We start from the raw sequence: 13,830 nt of genomic DNA, 5'->3' as shown, positions 1-13,830 counted from the left end.
AGCAGCTTACCGGAACTCGCGGGTGAAGGGGACCGGGATTCCGTGCCCCGAGTACTCGTGGGCATGGCTAGACTGTCGGTGGACCCCTCGCGCGGCGTCATCCTGTGAACCTCCCCAGGGCCGGAAGGCAGCAAGGATAAGCGGGCTCTGGCGGGTGTGCGGGGGGTCTCTTTAGCTGGAGGGGACCCGCATGAGCCTCGCGCTGTACCGCAAGTACCGGCCCGGGACGTTCGCTGAGGTCAAGGGCCAGGAGCATGTGACCGATCCGCTGCGGCAGGCGCTGCGGAGCGGGCGGATCAATCACGCCTACCTGTTCAGCGGGCCGCGCGGGTGCGGCAAGACGTCCAGTGCGCGCATTCTGGCGCGATCCCTCAACTGCGCGAAGGGTCCGACGCCCGATCCCTGCGGGGAGTGCGAGTCGTGCGTGGCGCTGGCCCCCACCGGGCCCGGGCACCTCGACGTCATCGAGATCGACGCCGCGTCGCACGGAGGTGTGGACGACGCGCGCGACCTGCGCGAACGGGCGTTCTTCGCGCCCGTGGCCGCGCGGTTCAAGATCTACATCATCGACGAGGCGCACATGGTGACCCGCGAGGGTTTCAACGCGCTGCTCAAGCTCGTCGAGGAGCCGCCGCCGCACCTGAAGTTCGTGTTCGCGACGACCGAGCCGGAGAAGGTCATCGGCACGATCAAGTCGCGCACCCACCACTATCCCTTCAGGCTCATGCCCCCCACGACCCTCCGCGCGCTGCTGGAGGAGATCCTGACCAGCGAGGGCGTGCCGTTCGAGCCGCAGGCGCTGCCGCTGGTGGTGCGCGCGGGCGCGGGTTCCGCGCGTGACTCGCTCTCCGTGCTCGACCAGCTCATGGCCGGGGCCGATGACGACGGCATCACGTACGCGCGGGCCGCCTCACTGCTCGGCTACACCGACGGCGACCTGCTCGACGAGGTGGTCCACGCGTTCGCGGCCGGTGACGGGGCCGGGGTCTTCCACACCGTCAACCGGGTGATCGAGGGCGGGCACGACCCGCGGCGGTTCGCGGCCGACCTGCTGGAGCGCTTCCGCGACCTGGTGATCCTGGCGAATGTGCCGGAGGCGGCGGGCAGCGGGCTGCTCGACCGGCCGGCCGACGAGCTGGAACGGCTGCGCGAGCAGGCCGCCTCGATGGGGCCGGGCGAGTTGACCCGGGCGGCCGAGGTGTTCAACGCGGGGCTGACCGAGATGCGCGGGGCCACCTCGCCCCGGTTGCTGCTTGAGCTGATGTGCGCGCGTGTGCTGCTGCCGTCCGCGCAGCAGGGGGAGGCCGCGCTGCTGGCCCGCCTGGAACGGCTGGAGCGCTCTGGCCCCGGTACGGGGCCCGTACAGGCACCCGTACAGGCACCCGTGCAGGCACCCGTGCAGGCGCCGGTACAGAGAGCGGCGCAGGCGCCGGTACAGGCTCCTGCGCCGGCCGCGCCTGAACCGGCCGCTCCGGAGCAGGCGCCTGTCGCGCGGGCCGAGGAGAAGGCCCCGGCGGAGGAGCGCCCGGTCGGAGATGACGGGTGGCCCGCCGCGGTGCGTCCCGGTGCGGCGCCCGCGGAGCCGGCCGCCGGTACGGCGAGCCCCGCTCCGCCTTCGGCTCCCGCGCCCGCACCCGCCGGTGGTAGCGGTGACCTACGGCAGGCGTGGCCCGCCGTGCTGGGCGCGCTGAAGCGCCGCAGCATCGTCGTCTGGGCCAACGTCAACACCAACGCCCAGGTGGTCGGCGTCGAGGGCAACGTCGTCACGCTCGGTTTCGCGCAGGTCGGCGCGATGAAGAACTTCGTGGGCGGCGGCAAGGACACGGTGGTGGCCGCGGCGCTCGGCGACGTACTGGGCGGGACGTGGCGGGTGGAAGCCGTCACGGGTTCCGGCGGCGGGCCGGGCACACCGTTCGGGGCCGGGAGCGGCGGCTCGCCCTCGCGGCCCGGCGGCGGCTCACGAGGGCCCCATGCGGGGCCGCAACCGAGCGGTCCGCAATCGCCGCCCCCCGGAGGCTCACACGGCCCTCAGGGAGGCGCACAGGGCCGGGGAGGCGACGCGCAGGCCCACGCCGGCCGTCCCGGCGGTCAGAGCGGCCAGAACGGTCAGAACGGCCAGAATGGCCAGAGCGCCCCGCCGAGCGGTTCGGGCGGTTCGGGCGGTTCGGCCGCACCGGCGCAGGCGCGGCCCGTGCCCACCACCGACGAAACCTGGCCCGACGCGCCGCCCCCCGACGACCCCGGCTCGCCGCCCGCGCCGAGCGCGGGCATCGCCGCCGCTCGTACGGCCGCGCAGGCGGCCCAGCAGGCCGTCCAGTCCCGCTCCAGGCAGGGCGGGGGCGGGGGTGCCGCCTCCTGGCCCGACGCCGTCCCGGTACGGCAGGCGACGGCGTCCAACGGCTCGATCAACGACGAGGTCGATCCGGAGAACGACGCGGACGCCGACGTGGACGAACTGTCCGGCATGGCGCTCATCCAGCGCGAACTCGGCGGCCGGATCATCGAGGAAATCGACCACGCCTGACCATCGCTCCGCACTACGTCCCGCGGAGTGGCCGACGTGCGCGATGTCCGGTTTGAACGTTCCCTTTCCCTAGGCACGGCTTCCCTAGGCACGGCCGAATGCCATGGGCCTCGCGTTCGGTCCGGGGTAGGGGCGGGGGAGTCAGTCGTCGGCGGACAGGCGGATGCGGGCCACGGCGGCGCGGTGGTCGCCTGGGGGGAGCAGGATCGTGAGGCGTTCGAGTACGTGCGGGTCGTCTCGGCCGTACTGGGTCTGGGCGTAGTGCCACAGCGCGTCGGCCGAGCCGTCCTGGAGCAGCCGGGCGCGTACCTGGCCCTCCAGTTCGTCGCGGGTCCGGCGGATGGCGGGCGACTCCGACCGTGGCAGCAGCGGCCCGCGGTACGCCTGGGCGAGGGCCGCCGGGTCGTGGCCCGCGAGCAGCCGCTGTACTTCGAGGAAGTCGGCGGTGACCTCGCACGTCAGCCGGTACGGCTTGCCCGCCACCGCCGTGCCGAGCTGGTCGCGCAGCCGGTGCATCTCCGCCCGGATGGTCACCGGCTTGCCCAGGTCTCCATATAGCTGGAAGGAGAGCTGGTCGGCCGTCATGCCGCCCGGGTTGAGCGCCAGCAGGGCGAGGATCTCGGCGTGCCGCTGGGAGAGGTGGACGGACACGCCGTCCAGGTGGGCCGTGGGGTGGTCGGCGCCCAGGAAGCACAGGGTGAGCACGGTGGCCGACACCTGCTGGGTGGGATAGACCAGATAGCCGTTGCCGAAGGGTTCGATCAGGCCGACGGTGCCGTCGCGGAGCAGTACGGTGTCGCCGTTGCGGGGGAGTGCGATCCGGTCGACCGGATGGCCCGTGACGCCGGTGACGGCGGCGAGGCCGGCGGCGCCGGGGACGCCGGGGAGTTCGCCCGCGAGGACCCGGCCCGTGGCGGTGACCAGCGCGCTCTGCCCGGTGGCGCGGGAGGTGTGGGCGCGGTCCTCGTGCTGGGCCAGCAGGCGGGCGTCGCGTTCGCGCAGGTCGAGCGCGAGGTGGCTCTCGGTCAGCTTGGCCGCGGCGTGGACCAGCGCGACCGTCGCGGGGTGCAGGTGGTCGGGCGTACCGCTGACGTTGACGCAGCCGACGATCTCGCCGGTGTCGGGGTCGCTGATCGGCGAACCGGAGCACGACCACTCCTGGAGCGCCTTGACCAGGTGCTCGGCGGGATAGACGTGGACCGGCCGGCCCGCGGCCAGCGCGGTGCCGATGCCGTTCGTGCCGACGGCCGATTCTGCCCAGACGAAGCCGTCGCACAGCCCGACGCTCTCGCCCAGCGCGAGCGCCTGGTTGCTGCCGTCGCGCCACAGTACGCGGCCGTCGGCGTCGGCCACGGTCATGATCATGCCGGTGCTGTAGACCGTGCGCAGCAGCGTCGAGGCGAGCATCGGCAGGTGCGGCCCGATGGGGTGTGAGCGCCGTGCGTCGCCGATGTCGTCCGTCTCGTAGCCGGGGTAGGAGCACAGCCGTTCGGGATCGATGCCCGCGCTGAGGGAACGCCGCCAGGACGCGGCGATGACCCGGCGCGGTCCGTCGGGTGCCCCGGGTGGCTCGTCATGGTTCCGGTCGGTTTCGCCGTGCTGTACGTCCGCCTCGCCGTACGGCGAGGCGGGCTCGTCGCGCTGCGTGATCGGGTCGCCTGGATGGCCGGAGACGGCCGCCTCGTGCCAGTCACGGAGCCGGCCAGCGTACTCGTCCAGATTCAGCGCCACCGCGGCGGGTACCGCGGGCACGCGCCTGTCACGCATAGACCACCCCCAGTAGTCGTTTCATCGGCGAGCATCAGGGTTTTCGGCACGCCCGCGCAACCGATTCGGCCAATCCCAGACACGGAAAGTGAAACTGCGGGCGCAACGCGTACGCAACCCGGCCCTCGCTAGCTTCACTGACGGCAGCCGCCTGGTGCGGCCATTCCCGGCGGATGTGGCGGTCGGGCCCCGGGCGTCCCGAGACGCGCCGGGGCCCGGTCGGCGGCCCGCCGAACAGCCCAGGAACGGCCCAGCGACGGCCTGAGAACGGCCCGGTGACGGTCCGAAGACGGCCTGGGGACGGCCAGGAGACGGCTCGAAGGCGGCCCGGAAGCGGTCCTGAAAGGGAACACAGGCCGCCGCCGGTGCGCCGTCCCGTCCAAACACCGTAGGCTCGTGGCGACGGCACGAACCCCACCACGCGAAGGCCACGAGGAGCGCACGACGGTGAACCCAGGTGATGTCAACCTGCAGCAGCTCATGGAGCAGGCCCAGCTCATGCAGCAGCAGATCGCGAGCGCCCAGCAGGAGCTGAACGACGCACGGGTCGAGGGCTCGGCGGGCGGCGGGCTGGTCGTGGCGACGGTCAACGGCGCCGGCGAGCTGCAGGAGCTGAAGATCAAGCCGGAGGTCGTGGACGCCGACGACGCCCAGGAGACGGTCGATACGATCGCCGACCTGGTCATCGCCGCGGTCCGCGACGCCGTGCGCGCGGCGTCCGAGTTGCAGCGGCAGAAGCTCGGCCCGCTCGCTCAGGGCCTCGGCGGCGGCGGCTTCGGGCAGCTTCCAGGGTTCTAGACGATGTACGAAGGGGTCGTCCAGAACCTGATCGACGAGCTGGGCCTGCTGCCCGGCGTCGGTCCCAAGAGCGCGCAGCGGATCGCGTTCCATCTGCTGGCGGCCGATCCGGCCGACGTCAAACGGCTGGCGCACGCGCTGCTCGAAGTCAAGGACAAGGTCCGCTTCTGCCGGGTGTGCGGCAACGTCGCCTCCGAGGAGGAGTGCCGGATCTGCCGCGACGCGCGCCGCGACCTCCACGTGATCTGCGTCGTCGAAGAGCCCAAGGACGTCGTGGCGATCGAGAAGACCCGCGAGTTCCGCGGACGGTACCACGTGCTCGGCGGGGCGATCAGTCCCATCGACGGCGTCGGCCCCGACGACCTTCGCATCCGCGAGCTGATGACGCGCCTGGCCGACGGCCAGGTCACCGAACTCATCATCGCCACCGACCCCAACCTCGAAGGGGAGGCGACCGCGACCTACCTCGCCCGCCTGGTGAAGCCGATGGGCGTACGGGTCACCCGGCTGGCCAGCGGCCTGCCGGTGGGCGGCGATCTGGAGTACGCGGACGAGGTCACCTTGGGCCGCGCTTTCGAAGGGCGGAGGCTCCTTGATGTCTGACATGTCTGCCGAGTGGAGTGAGCTCGCCGAGACCGTGGCCGGGCACGCGGAGAACTACCTGGACGGCCTGAGCCGGCTGGCCGGCGGCGAGGGCGGCGACGCGACGCTGGCGCTGCTGCTGATGGAGGTCGCTCAGGTGAGCCTGGCCGGGGCGCAGCTCGGGGCGAGCCAGGACGTGATCCTGTCCGGCAACTGGGAGCCCCCGATGAGCGAGGACCCCGACCTTGACGAGGTCCGCGCGGCGCTGGCCGAGCGGTTCGGCGAGGTCGACGTCTACGCCGAGGTCTTCGACCCCTACAAGGACACCGGGGTCACCGCCTACCGCCTCTCCGACGACCTGACCGCGGTGGCCGCCGACCTGTACCACGGGCTGCGTCACCACCGCGCCGGCCGTCCCCTGGAGGCCCTGTGGTGGTGGCAGTACAGCTACTTCAACACCTGGGGCAACCACGCGGGCGCGGCGATGCGGGCGCTTCAGGCCCTGGTCGCGCACACCAGGCTCGACGTGGTGGAGGAGCGCACCGGGTCGTAGCGGAGGTCGCCGCCCGGCCGTCCCATATGGTGGGCTGGCCAGAAGCGGCATGCCGTGCGCACCGTAAACTGTGAGCTCCACAGCCCCTACGTCCTTCGGGAGACTTACAGTGGCGCTCGTTGTGCAGAAGTACGGTGGTTCGTCTGTCGCCGACGCGGCCAGCATCAAGCGGGTCGCGCAGCGGATCGTCACGACGAAAAAAGCCGGCAACGAGGTCGTCGTGGTGGTCTCCGCGATGGGCGACACCACCGACGAGCTTCTCGACCTCGCCCAGCAGGTCTCCCCGCTGCCGCCGGGGCGCGAGCTGGACATGCTGCTCACCTCGGGCGAGCGCATCTCCATGGCGCTGCTGGCGATGGCCATCGCCAACCTCGGGCACGAGGCGCGGTCCTTCACCGGCTCGCAGGCAGGCGTGATCACCGATTCCAAGCACGGCAAGGCCCGCATCATCGACGTGACGCCCAGCCGCATCAAGGAGGCCGTGGACGTCGGCCAGATCGCGATCGTGGCGGGGTTCCAGGGCGTGTCCCAGGACACCAAGGACATCACCACGCTCGGCCGCGGCGGCTCCGACACCACGGCGGTGGCGCTCGCCGCCTCGCTCGACGCCGACGTCTGCGAGATCTACACCGACGTGGACGGGATCTTCACGGCCGACCCCCGCATCGTCGCGGCGGCTCGGCGGATTCCGCGCATCTCCTATGAGGAGATGATGGAGATGGCCGCCTGCGGGGCCAAGGTCCTGCATCTGCGCTGCGTGGAGTACGCGCGCAGGTTCGAGCTCCCCATTCACGTCAGGAGCTCGTTCAGCCAGCGGGAGGGCACCTGGGTGACCTCCAGGCGGCCCGAAGCCGGCACCGGCACCAGTACCAGCAACAGCACCAGTACCAGCACCAGCGAAGGAAGCGAGATGGAGCAGCCGATCATCTCCGGCGTGGCGCACGACCGGAGCGAGGCGAAGGTCACCGTTGTCGGGGTGCCCGACAAGGTGGGAGAGGCCGCGGCCATCTTCAAGATCCTCGCCGCCGCGGAGATCAACATCGACATGATCGTGCAGAACGTGTCCGCCGCCGCGACCGGCCGTACCGACATCTCCTTCACGCTCCCGGCCACCGACGGCCCGACGGCGCTGACCACGCTCAAGCGGGCCCAGGACCAGATCGGGTTCGAGTCGCTGCTCTTCGACGACCAGATCGGCAAGGTGTCGCTGATCGGCGCGGGCATGCGCTCCCACCCCGGCGTGACGGCGACGTTCTTCGCGGCGCTCGCCGACGCGGGGGTCAACATCGAGATGATCTCGACCTCGGAGATCCGGATCTCCGTGATCGTCGGACAGGACGAGGTCGACGCGGCGGTCAGCGCGGCGCACCGCGCCTTCGATCTCGACGCCGACCAGGTTGAAGCGGTGGTTTACGGAGGTACCGGACGATGAGCAAGCCCACTTTGGCCGTGGTCGGCGCGACCGGCGCGGTCGGCACCGTCATGCTGGACATCCTGTCCGGCCGCCCCGACGTGTGGGGCGAGATCCGGCTGATCGCCTCGCCGCGTTCGGCGGGCAAGGTGCTGCGCGTGCGCGGCGAAGACGTCGTGGTGCGGGCGCTGTCCCCCGAGGCGTTCGACGGCGTGGACGTGGCGATGTTCGACGTGCCCGACGAGGTGTCCGAGGAGTGGGCGCCGGTGGCCGCCGCCCGCGGCGCGGTCGCCGTGGACAACTCCGGCGCGTTCCGGATGGACCCGCAGGTGCCGCTGGTCGTCCCCGAGTGCAACGCCGAGGCCGTACGCGAGCGGCCGAAGAACATCATCGCCAACCCCAACTGCACCACGCTGTCGATGATGGCCGTGCTCGGCACGCTGCACGGCCGGTACGGCCTGCGTGAGCTGGTCGCGGCCTCCTACCAGGCCGTGTCGGGCGCGGGCGCGGCCGGCGCGGAGCGGCTGTACGACGAGGTCGCCGCGCTGGCCGGTGACCGGACCATCGGCACGGTCGCGGGCGACGTACGCAAGACGGTGCCCGATCTGGCCGATTCGCCGTTCCCCGCGCCGATCGCCTTCAACGTGGTGCCGTGGGCGGGTTCGCTCAAGGAGGACGGCTGGGCGTCGGAGGAGCTGAAGGTCCGTAACGAGTCCCGCAAGATCCTCGGGATTCCCGACCTCAAGGTCTCCGCCACCTGCGTGCGCGTGCCGGTGATCACCACCCACTCGGTCGCGGTCCACGCGACGTTCGCCGAGCCGGTCACGGTCGCCGAGGCCAGAGACGTGCTGTCGGCCGCGCCGACCGTCGTGGTGCTCGACGACCCGGGGGCCGGGATCTACCCGACGCCCGCCGACGTGGTGGGCACCGACCCGACCTACGTCGGGCGCATCCGCCAGGCGCTCGACTTCCCGAACACGCTCGAAATGTTCGTCTGCGGTGACAACCTGCGCAAGGGCGCGGCGCTCAACACCGCGGAGATCGCCGAGCTGGTGGCGGCCGAGCTGGCCGGCTGACCGCGCGGTCCCGATGCCGGGGAGGCGGTCACCGGAACAGGATGTCCCAGTGATCGCCCTCCCTGGCGTACACGTCGCCGCCGGGCCCGCGGTAGAGCCGGGCCCCGTCGCCGCGCACGCTGTAGAGCGGGTAGTTGTGGGTGATGAAGTGGTCCACGCAGGCGTTGAGCGTGATGTCCAGCTTGTACCCGTTGCCGTGGCTGTAGGCACCGGGCGCGTGCCCGGCCTCGGTGCCACCGGTGATCTTGATCGGGCACTGGCTGCGGCGCTTCAGCGCGATCACCGCCGAGATGGTCCCGGCCCGCACGGACGCGAGCGAGGTGCAGGTCCGCACCTCGCGGTTGGTACACCCACCGGACGAGTGCCACCTGATCCCGGACCGCTTGACCCGCCGCATGGCCTTGTGGTGGCCGAGCCGTACGGCGGCGCGGGCGCGCTTGCGCTTGGACACGGCCTCGCCGCGGTCCTGGACGGCCTGGGCGTCGTGCTGGACGGTCGGTGTCACGGACCGGTAGGCGACGTCCGTGGGCAGCACCCGCGCGAGATAGAACGTGATCTCGTGCGCCCGCCCGTGTACGTCCGGCAGCGCCTCGGCGGCACGCGTGCCGCCGGTGTCGTTCGCGCCGTCCGTGCCGGCCGTGCCGTCCGTGCCGGCCGTGTCTGCCGGAGAGCCGGCGTCGAGCGCGACGCGGGCGTGTGCCGTGTCGGCTTCCGCCGCGGTGAGCGCGATGATGGAAGTCTGTACGGCGAGCAACACGCACGCGGCGAACCGCACGGGCCCCCGTTTGCAGGGACTGGTCCCCATGTTGATCCCTTTTCGCGGATTGCCCTTCCGAGGAGGATCAATCCCACGTTTCCGGCGGGGTGAGACCTGGGCGCGGAGAGTCTTTGCGGTGTGGTGGCGATCACCGTTAGGGTTCATGACCGAGCAGGGGGACGGGACGTACAGTGACAAACGTGGTTGAACCCACCCAACGGAACCGGGGTTCGGAATCGACCCGCAAGCTCATCGTCGAGACGGCGCTGCGCCTCTTCCAAGAACGGGGTTACGAGGCCACCACAATGCGTGCCATCGCCGCGGAGGCGGGCATTTCTGTGGGAAACGCCTACTACTACTTCGCCTCCAAGGAGGCGCTGATCCAGGCGTACTACGACCGCGCCCAGGAGAAGCACGAGGCGGCCTGCCAGGAGGTCCTGGCCGGGGAGCGGACACTGGAGGCGCGGCTGACGGGCGTACTGCGGGCGTGGGTGCGGGTGTCGGAGCCGTACCACGAGTTCGCGGTCAAGTTCTTCAAGCACGCGGCGGAGCCGAGCAATCCGCTCAGCCCGTTCAGCGCGGATTCCAGCCCGTCCCGGGAGGCGTCCATCGCCATCTACCGGAAGGTGGTGGAGGGTTCGACGGACCGGATGGACAAGGAGTTGCGCGCCGAACTGCCCGAGCTGCTGTGGCTGCTGTCCATGGGAGTGGTGCTCTTCTGGGTGCATGACAATTCGCCCGAATGCGCCCGTACCTACCGGCTGATCGAGCGGACGGTGCCCTTGGTGGTCAGGCTGGTGGGGCTGTCGCATTTGCCGGGTTTGCGGGGTGTCACCAGGGACTTCCTGGCCGCCGTACACGAGCTCCGCACCTGAGTCCCACCGACCTCCCCGAAACCCGTGAAATCGCGTACTCATGCGATTACCCTCGGTAGCATCACCATTGGTGCGCGCTTGGAGGTCCCCCCATGGGCTGGGTCAGCATCGCCGCGTCGGCGGCGTTCGTCCTCTTAGTTCTGGCCATCGTCGTCCTGCGCAAGAAGGGCCAGGAGTATCAGGAGCAGCGGTTCAGCGCGGTCGACTTCGCCGCCAACATCGCGCTCGCCGTCTATCTGCTGGTCCTGGCGTACGCGGTGGTGCTGTGCAAGGACGCGATCACCGCCGCCGAAGCCGACTCCGCGGCCGAGAGCGAGACCCTGACCGAGCTGTACTGGACGCTGGCCCCCATCCCGGAGGCAGCCCCGCTCAAGGTGCAGATCAGGCAGTACACCAACCAGTCGATCACCCTCGACTGGCCGATGATGAGCAACGACACGCTGTCCCCGCTGCCCGGCCGTACGCTCGACGAGCTGCGCGCGGGTCTGCACCGGCTGCGCCCGGCCGAGCCGGCGCACGAAAACCTCCGCCAGGAGGCCCTGAACCGGGCCGCCGACCTGAGCCACGCCCGCGCCCTGCGCGCCGATGACGCGGCGACCCGGCTGGAGGACATCTTCATGATCTCGATGGCACTGTCCGGCGCACTGGTGATCGCGCTGCCCTGGACGCTCGGCATCCGGCCGACCTTCCCCACCGTGGTGAGTGACGCGATCCGGGTCACGGTGGTGGTCGTGGGCGTGGTGTTCGTGCAGCTCAGCAGCCACCCCTACAGCGGCTTCAACGCGGTGGAGCCGACCGCGTTCGAGGTGGCCGTGCAGCAGTTCGACCGCATCGACCGGCAACTGGCGCCGCCCCAGAGCTGATCTCGTCGACACGACGACCAAGGGGGCGAATCCGGGACCTCCGGGCGCGGCAAATAAACTAAACATGTGTTGAATTCCCCACCGAGTGGGACGGGAAACCGTCCCGAGGCAGAGGAGAGTCACATGTTGCAAGTGATCGGCGCCGGTTTCCCGCGTACCGGGACCCGCTCGCTGAAGGTCGCGCTGGAACGGCTCGGGTTCGGCCCCTGCTACCACATGTTCGAGATCCTCAGTAAGCCCGACCACATCGAGCGCTGGCTGCCCGCTGGCTCCGGCGAGCCCCTGGACTGGGACAAGGTCTTCGCCGGATACCGGTCCGCCACCGACTGGCCGGCCAGCCACTTCTGGCGCGAGCAGGCCGCCGCGTACCCCGACGCCAAGGTCGTCCTCACCGTCCGCGACCCGCACCGCTGGTACCGCAGCATGCAGGCCCTGATCGCCGTCGGCCCCGGCCGCGCGCTCCCGGACGCCCTGCCCCCGGCGGCCAAGGAGATGTTCACCCGGATGGAACGCCTCCGCCCGGTGACCGACCGCATCTCCCAGGAGGCGCTCGGCGTCCACTTCGCCAACATGGAGCTGCCGGAGGAGAGCGCGGCGGTGGCGGCATTCGACCGCCACATCGAGACGGTCAAGGCAAGCCTCCCCGCGGAGCGGCTGCTGGTGTTCGATGTACGGGAGGGCTGGGAGCCGCTGTGCCGCTTCCTGGGCGTCGAGGTACCGACAGGCGAGCCGTTCCCACACCTGAACGAGTCCGAGTGGATGCGCGAAACCCTGGAAAAGCTGGTCACCGAGGGCATCTTCCCAACCGACGCAACCGCCCCCCAGCAGTAACACCACCCACCGAAGGGCCAAACCGCGCACCCCACCGACCATCGGCTCTGCTCTACGGAGCCACTGGTTCCACGCCTGGCACGGCTCCGGCCCCGGAGAGTCGGGGTTACTCGCCCCCCAGCGCCCCATCCTGACCTCGGCTCCCTCAGGCCGACCCCCTGGGGCTCGGCTCCCGCCCGTCCAGACCTGGCTTTGGCCTATCGGGCCGCTCGGCTCCCGCTTGTCTCGGCTTCGGCCCACATGGCGGTCGGGCTGCTCGGCTCTCGGGCTGTCCCGGCTCCTTCGGGCGGCTCAGGCCGGCTCTCTGACTCGGTTCTGGCCCTCGGGCCGTCAGGCCCCGCCTGTGCGGTTCCGGCGGCGGGGGAGTCGGGGATGCTCGGCCTCCTGGTCTGGCTTGGGGTCAGCCGCGGCGGCGGGCGGCGCTGCCGGCGCCGGCTACGACGGTGGCGACCACGATGACGGTGAAGAACACGATCACGATCTTCCGGTCGATCCCGGCCCGCCGCTCGGTGTACTTGTCCAGGATGGAGGTCTGGGCGCGGTAGCTCGCGGTGGGCCGTGGGGTGGTCTTGGGGGTGGGACGCGGCTTGGGGGTGGGGCGTACCACCGGTGGCGGGAGGGGTGCGAGGACCCGTTCCACGGGCGGTGGTACGGGCCTTGGGGGGCGCGTTGAGGGCTTGGGCGGCTTGGGCGGCTTGGGGGGTTTCGGCGGCTCTGGCGGCTTCGGGGGGTCTGATGGCTCCGGCGGCTCTGGCGGCTCTGGTGGTTGTGACGGCTGCGGCGGTTCGGGAGGCTGCGGCGGTTCGCCGGGCTCGGACACGCGCGGCGGCGGTGGCGGCGACGGCTCTGGATCCGGCTTGCGCGGCGGCTGGTGCGGATGCAGGTGATCGAGGTGAAGATCAAGCTTGAGCTTGAGGTTCAGATCAAGGTCGAGATCGAGATCGGGCAGCAGCGGCTTGCCCGTCTGCCGCGCCACCACCGCTTCACCCCGCCCCTCCGGCACCGCGACTGCGGCCCTCGAACCGGCCGAGACGAGGGCCACGTGGTCCGTTGGTGCCGCTATGGCGGGGCCTGAAGCGGCTGAGGCGAGCAGGCCCGCGGTCACCACGGCGCTGGTGAGGGTGCCGAGGTGGCGACCGGCGGGGAACTTTGCGCGGCTGCGACCGTAGGGGTGGGCCGCGGGGGAGATCGCCTGGGGCGCGTGCAGTGCGACGCCGTCGTCGGCCCGGGGGATGGGCGGGGTACGCCGAGGGGTGGTCACGGTGTGTTTGTAACACACCACATAACGCGATGCCCGCGCTTCCCGGCAATTCGTTGATATGGACTCCCGGTGACCCCTATAGCAGGAACCTGGAGTGCCAGGAAGCTCGTTATGTCAAGAGAGGACAGGGTAGTTCGCCGGGGACCCAGCGGAGGTGCATGATGGTGAAGGTGGCGCGCGGCGCGGCGTTAGTCCGGGCGTATCGGCAGATGGGCCGGACCGGATCGGCAGGGTTGCTGACCAGGCTGCGGGCGGTGCCCCGGCTGGTCAAGGGGGTGACCCGGGGCACGTACCCCGGCATGGCCAAGAGCAAGCTGGCCCTGATGGGCCTCGGCGTGCTCTATATGGTCTCCCCGATCGACATCCTGCCCGATCTCATGCCGCTGATCGGCGTGGTCGACGACTTCGGGGTCTTCCTGTGGCTGGTCGGCTCGCTGCTCGGCGAGAGCGGGCGGTTCGTCGAGTGGGAGCGCATGCCGCAGCACGGCGTGCCCGTCGATCGGATCACGACCCCCCAGGGCACCTAGAGCTC

Annotated in this window: 14 protein-coding genes and 1 other RNA gene; 12 read left to right on the top strand and 3 right to left on the bottom strand. The window is 70.9% G+C overall.

The annotated features are described in order from the left end of the window. Window positions 1-78: 78 nt before the first annotated feature. An RNA gene (gene ffs / locus ACH34R_RS18790) (signal recognition particle sRNA small type) lies at window positions 79-174 on the top strand. 16 nt (window positions 175-190) lie between these two features. Continuing rightward, entirely contained in the window at window positions 191-2,524 is a 2,334-nt protein-coding gene (locus ACH34R_RS18785; protein ID WP_397562732.1) for a DNA polymerase III subunit gamma and tau, read from the top strand. 141 nt (window positions 2,525-2,665) lie between these two features. Here the strand turns inward: ACH34R_RS18785 and ACH34R_RS18780 are convergent, their stop codons facing one another. Further along, window positions 2,666-4,291, bottom strand: a complete 1,626-nt coding sequence (locus tag ACH34R_RS18780) for a GAF domain-containing protein (RefSeq protein ID WP_397562731.1) — start codon at window positions 4,289-4,291, stop codon at window positions 2,666-2,668. A gap of 447 nt (window positions 4,292-4,738) precedes the next feature. Here ACH34R_RS18780 and ACH34R_RS18775 point away from each other — a divergent pair, with 447 nt between their 5' ends. From ACH34R_RS18775 to ACH34R_RS18755, 5 genes are all read left to right on the top strand, one after another. After that, entirely contained in the window at window positions 4,739-5,089 is a 351-nt protein-coding gene (locus ACH34R_RS18775; protein WP_199565594.1) for a YbaB/EbfC family nucleoid-associated protein, read from the top strand. A 3-nt stretch (window positions 5,090-5,092) separates the two neighbouring features. Further along, window positions 5,093-5,692 carry a recombination mediator RecR gene (gene recR, locus ACH34R_RS18770; protein ID WP_113984934.1) on the top strand — a complete coding sequence of 200 codons (600 nt, stop codon included), beginning with the start codon at window positions 5,093-5,095 and terminating at the stop codon, window positions 5,690-5,692. Beyond that, on the top strand, window positions 5,685-6,224 hold the full coding sequence (locus tag ACH34R_RS18765) for a DUF5063 domain-containing protein (RefSeq protein WP_306461853.1): 540 nt from the start codon (window positions 5,685-5,687) through the stop codon (window positions 6,222-6,224). The genes recR and ACH34R_RS18765 overlap by 8 nt, the downstream gene beginning before the upstream one ends. Window positions 6,225-6,333: 109 nt before the next feature. Then, window positions 6,334-7,656 carry an aspartate kinase gene (locus ACH34R_RS18760; RefSeq protein WP_397562729.1) on the top strand — a complete coding sequence of 441 codons (1,323 nt, stop codon included), beginning with the start codon at window positions 6,334-6,336 and terminating at the stop codon, window positions 7,654-7,656. After that, window positions 7,653-8,711 carry an aspartate-semialdehyde dehydrogenase gene (locus ACH34R_RS18755; RefSeq protein ID WP_397562727.1) on the top strand — a complete coding sequence of 353 codons (1,059 nt, stop codon included), beginning with the start codon at window positions 7,653-7,655 and terminating at the stop codon, window positions 8,709-8,711. Before ACH34R_RS18760 ends, ACH34R_RS18755 begins: the two co-directional genes overlap by 4 nt. A 28-nt stretch (window positions 8,712-8,739) precedes the next feature. Here ACH34R_RS18755 and ACH34R_RS18750 read toward each other — a convergent pair whose 3' ends face one another. Beyond that, a complete protein-coding gene (locus ACH34R_RS18750; protein ID WP_397562725.1) occupies window positions 8,740-9,516 on the bottom strand; it encodes a hypothetical protein in 777 nt (258 codons plus the stop codon). A gap of 152 nt (window positions 9,517-9,668) precedes the next feature. Here ACH34R_RS18750 and ACH34R_RS18745 point away from each other — a divergent pair, with 152 nt between their 5' ends. The 3 genes from ACH34R_RS18745 to ACH34R_RS18735 all read left to right on the top strand — a co-directional run bounded on the left by ACH34R_RS18745 (window position 9,669) and on the right by ACH34R_RS18735 (window position 12,037). Beyond that, a complete protein-coding gene (locus ACH34R_RS18745) occupies window positions 9,669-10,343 on the top strand; it encodes a TetR/AcrR family transcriptional regulator (protein ID WP_397562723.1) in 675 nt (224 codons plus the stop codon). A gap of 92 nt (window positions 10,344-10,435) precedes the next feature. Continuing rightward, window positions 10,436-11,206: a hypothetical protein gene (locus tag ACH34R_RS18740; protein WP_397562722.1), complete on the top strand. Its 771-nt coding sequence runs from the start codon at window positions 10,436-10,438 to the stop codon at window positions 11,204-11,206. 123 nt (window positions 11,207-11,329) lie between these two features. Next, window positions 11,330-12,037, top strand: coding sequence for a sulfotransferase family protein (locus tag ACH34R_RS18735; RefSeq protein WP_397562721.1), 708 nt, complete (start codon window positions 11,330-11,332; stop codon window positions 12,035-12,037). A 400-nt stretch (window positions 12,038-12,437) separates the two neighbouring features. On the opposite strand, the gene ACH34R_RS18730 is transcribed toward ACH34R_RS18735, so the two are convergent. Continuing rightward, on the bottom strand, window positions 12,438-12,677 hold the full coding sequence (locus ACH34R_RS18730; RefSeq protein ID WP_397562720.1) for a hypothetical protein: 240 nt from the start codon (window positions 12,675-12,677) through the stop codon (window positions 12,438-12,440). Window positions 12,678-12,914: 237 nt separating this feature from the next. On the opposite strand from ACH34R_RS18730, the gene ACH34R_RS18725 reads away from it, so the two are divergent. Beyond that, window positions 12,915-13,112, top strand: coding sequence for a hypothetical protein (locus ACH34R_RS18725; RefSeq protein ID WP_397562719.1), 198 nt, complete (start codon window positions 12,915-12,917; stop codon window positions 13,110-13,112). A 344-nt stretch (window positions 13,113-13,456) separates the two neighbouring features. After that, complete coding sequence (locus tag ACH34R_RS18720; RefSeq protein WP_397562717.1) at window positions 13,457-13,825, top strand: YkvA family protein; 369 nt, start codon at window positions 13,457-13,459, stop codon at window positions 13,823-13,825. Window positions 13,826-13,830: the final 5 nt, after the last annotated feature.

Origin of the sequence: Spongiactinospora sp. 9N601 (genome assembly GCF_044326295.1) — a bacterium.
Classification (GTDB): domain Bacteria; phylum Actinomycetota; class Actinomycetes; order Streptosporangiales; family Streptosporangiaceae; genus Spongiactinospora; species Spongiactinospora gelatinilytica.
This window is presented reverse-complemented; position numbering and strand designations above follow the sequence as displayed.

Coding starts and splice junctions, on each gene's coding strand:
- ACH34R_RS18750 (WP_397562725.1), bottom strand. CDS start 9,516: ATGGGGACCAGTCCCTGCAAACGGGGGCCCGTGCGGTTCGCCGCGTGC.
- ACH34R_RS18725 (WP_397562719.1), top strand. CDS start 12,915: ATGCAGGTGATCGAGGTGAAGATCAAGCTTGAGCTTGAGGTTCAGATC.
- ACH34R_RS18755 (WP_397562727.1), top strand. CDS start 7,653: ATGAGCAAGCCCACTTTGGCCGTGGTCGGCGCGACCGGCGCGGTCGGC.
- ACH34R_RS18740 (WP_397562722.1), top strand. CDS start 10,436: ATGGGCTGGGTCAGCATCGCCGCGTCGGCGGCGTTCGTCCTCTTAGTT.
- ACH34R_RS18765 (WP_306461853.1), top strand. CDS start 5,685: ATGTCTGACATGTCTGCCGAGTGGAGTGAGCTCGCCGAGACCGTGGCC.
- ACH34R_RS18785 (WP_397562732.1), top strand. CDS start 191: ATGAGCCTCGCGCTGTACCGCAAGTACCGGCCCGGGACGTTCGCTGAG.
- ACH34R_RS18735 (WP_397562721.1), top strand. CDS start 11,330: ATGTTGCAAGTGATCGGCGCCGGTTTCCCGCGTACCGGGACCCGCTCG.
- ACH34R_RS18720 (WP_397562717.1), top strand. CDS start 13,457: ATGATGGTGAAGGTGGCGCGCGGCGCGGCGTTAGTCCGGGCGTATCGG.
- recR (WP_113984934.1), top strand. CDS start 5,093: ATGTACGAAGGGGTCGTCCAGAACCTGATCGACGAGCTGGGCCTGCTG.
- ACH34R_RS18780 (WP_397562731.1), bottom strand. CDS start 4,291: ATGCGTGACAGGCGCGTGCCCGCGGTACCCGCCGCGGTGGCGCTGAAT.